Here is an 841-nt window from a genome sequence, read left to right on the forward strand (position 1 = left end):
CCAAGTGCTCTACCAAGCTGAGCTACTTCCCGGTTATTGGCGCGCCCGAGAGGAGTCGAACCCCTAACCTTTTGATCCGTAGTCAAACGCTCTATCCAATTGAGCTACGGGCGCATTTATAGTGTCTCTAGCTACTAAAGCCAAACCATACGGCTGTTTCACTCCTTCTCAGAAGCTCCAACATCCTAGTGGTTTAAGCGGGCTTTCTCCGCTTTTCTAAAATTGGTGCCGAGGACCGGAATCGAACCGGTACGGTAGTCACCTACCGCAGGATTTTAAGTCCTGTGCGTCTGCCAGTTCCGCCACCCCGGCTATGTGTAAATGATGAGCCATGAAGGACTCGAACCTTCGACCCTCTGATTAAAAGTCAGATGCTCTACCAACTGAGCTAATGGCTCCTAATTTGAAGACACTCTAAATATTAATGTCCAAAATCCGGAAATTTTATTCGAATAATAATGGTGGAGGATGACGGGATCGAACCGCCGACCCTCTGCTTGTAAGGCAGATGCTCTCCCAGCTGAGCTAATCCTCCGAAGCACAGGATGTGCAAGTGCATGTGTTGCAACAGGACGTTGCGTACTTAACATGCCATCATTACTTGGTGACCCGTACGGGATTCGAACCCGTGTTACCGCCGTGAAAGGGCGGTGTCTTAACCGCTTGACCAACGGGCCAACTTACAATAACAAACAAAACAATAGCCCCGTAGTTGGGGCTTATGCCTAGCAACGTCCTACTCTCACAGGGGGAAACCCCCAACTACCATCGGCGCTGAAGAGCTTAACTTCCGTGTTCGGCATGGGAACGGGTGTGACCTCTTCGCCATCATCGCTAGACA

The 841-nt window shown here is 50.3% G+C and carries 5 tRNA genes and 1 rRNA gene; all 6 read right to left on the reverse strand.

The features are described 5' to 3' along the window. Window positions 1-37 precede the first annotated feature (37 nt). Window positions 38-114: transfer RNA gene (locus K9V48_RS28205), tRNA-Arg, on the reverse strand. A gap of 109 nt (window positions 115-223) precedes the next feature. Further along, window positions 224-312 (reverse strand) — tRNA-Leu (locus K9V48_RS28210). 13 nt (window positions 313-325) lie between these two features. Next, a tRNA-Lys gene (locus tag K9V48_RS28215) sits at window positions 326-398 on the reverse strand. A 61-nt stretch (window positions 399-459) separates the two neighbouring features. After that, window positions 460-535, reverse strand: a tRNA-Val gene (locus K9V48_RS28220). Window positions 536-602: 67 nt separating this feature from the next. After that, a tRNA-Glu gene (locus tag K9V48_RS28225) sits at window positions 603-677 on the reverse strand. Between the two features lie 46 nt (window positions 678-723). After that, window positions 724-839, reverse strand: a 5S ribosomal RNA gene (gene rrf, locus K9V48_RS28230). Between the last annotated feature and the right edge of the window lie 2 nt (window positions 840-841).

This window comes from Metabacillus rhizolycopersici (assembly GCF_020075705.1).